Below are 2,139 nucleotides of genomic sequence, written 5' to 3' on the forward strand. Positions count from 1 at the left end.
GACGGCGACGGTCACTCGGACGGTCGGGAAATCGCCTTGGGCACCGATCCGCTGGATGACGGAGACTTTTTCGGGATTGTTATCAATGCGGCGTTGCCGATTCCGCCGCCGCCGGGAAGCGAAGTGGGCCGGGAGTGGGTTGAGTTGTTCAACGTGGGGCAGCACGCGAAATCGCTGGCAGGGTTCCGATTGCAAACGGCAAGACCATCGGGCTGGACGAATGTTTTTACATTCCCGCCTGGAACGGTTTTGGGCCCCGGGGACTTCATGGTAATCGGCAACGGAACCAACGGGGATTTTCAGGCCAAGCTCTACATGCCTAACAGTTCCTTCACGCCGGCGGGGCTTTTTGGCATCCGCCTGGTAAAGCCCGAGCCTGTTTTCCATGTGGCGGATGCTTTGTTCTACGGCTTTACCAACGAATATGGATTCTCTCTTGACGGCTTCGGCGAGCAGTTGCCCATTTTGCGGCCTCGGACGAATTGGGTCATTCGACGGACATGGATCGGCTATGACACGGACCATGCGGGCGACTGGAAAAATGTTTCCGCGGCTTCGTGGATTCCCCACACGCAAGGCGATTATCTGGATTTGGATGGCGATGGACTTTCCAACGCTGCAGAAATCGCGGGAGGGCTTTTCCCACTTGAAGGCGGTACGCGCATTGACGAGGTGGATAGCGATTTTGACGGCTTGAGCGATGCCGCGGAAACGGCGCTGGGTACCGACCCGAACAACGTGGACACCGACGGAGACGCCTTCCCATGGGACGCGAACTATCCGCCGTGTGGCAATGACGCCGACGAAGTGACCAGCGGCACTGACCCGCTCGATTCCGATTGCGACAACGACGGGATTCCCGATGGATGGGAACTGGCGGGCGGGCTGAATCCACTTTCCCCTGACAGCAACGGTAATGGCATGCCCGACGGCGATGAAGACAGCGACGGCGACGGCATTCCCAACGCTGTCGAAGTGGACAATCTCACCAATCCTTTCGATGCTGACGACGTGGACCCGCGGCCGTATCTGTGGCTGAAAAACGGGGATATTGCGAATGGCACTATTGATGAGGATGACATCGGCTACGGCACCATCCTTATCTATCATATAAAGGCGCGGACCAATTGCCCGCCCATCATGGTCCGGGTTATCGAGGGCGGTCATGTGATTGAGAAGTTCAGTGTTTCCTGTACCGCTTCCTATCAATGGCTCAATCCCGATGAGTTTCCTTATACCAACCGCGTGTACTGCATCACGCCAAACGGCAAAACCAATTTTATGTTTAAGATTATTGACGGACGGACCACTTGGGAAAACGAAAACCCCTCGGAATATGGAGCGGACATCGTTTTGCGCAACGCCCCGGCCATTCTGGATATTGATGCGGGCGTTCCCGAGGCCTCGGAGGAAAGCGTCGGCTTCCTGCTGGCCGATAAAAGCGCCCATCCGGATGCTCTGCGGCGCCCCTTGAGTATCGCCGGGCCAGAAAACACCTGGGGTTACGCCAGCAACATTGTCTTGACCTACGACACTGTCCGGCTGCGCATCTACGACTTGGACGGCAACGTTCTTGACTCCGGCACCCAGTTCTACGAGGGCGACTACATCCCGGCGATGGAGGTCGAAGGCCTTACCCACAGCGAGAGCATGCGGGATGCCTGGATTGAGGTCGAAGCCACAGGCATCCCTCTTTCCGACCGCGTGACCGCCACCGTCTTAAAGGCCGACATTGGCACGGTTGCCCCCTTGGCGAATCGCACCTTGCATCCTGACGCCGCGCGGGAGCCTTTGCTATTGAAACAGACCTTGCCCGCCGACTGGAACGGCCTGATGCAACTTGAGCTCACCGGAGCAGTAGCCTTTTGGACACCCACCGGCGGCATGCCCATCGTCTTGAGCGAAACGGTCTTTACCAATGCCCAACTGCCTCAGACCATCTATCTCGAAGGCGACGGCTGTGGAGTGGGCGAGGCATCATTTTCCGTTGTCGGCCTCTCCGACTGTGTGACGAATATTCCCCTTCAAATCTTCGGCGTGAACGCCACCCTTGCGGGCGTGGCCGAAGCCGATGAAGAATCCCCCGGCGGATTTATCGCCGACCGCACCGTCCACACCAACGCCCCCCGCACTATGCTT

At 58.0% G+C, this 2,139-nt stretch carries 1 protein-coding gene; it reads left to right on the forward strand.

The genetic code is table 11. From position 1 onward, the window contains the following. Positions 1-2,139, forward strand: a 2,139-nt coding sequence (locus P5540_19830) for a lamin tail domain-containing protein (protein HRT67064.1), incomplete at both ends; no start/stop codon positions are given.

It is taken from the genome of Candidatus Hydrogenedentota bacterium (assembly GCA_035450225.1).
Classification (GTDB): Bacteria; Hydrogenedentota; Hydrogenedentia; order Hydrogenedentales; family SLHB01; genus DSVR01.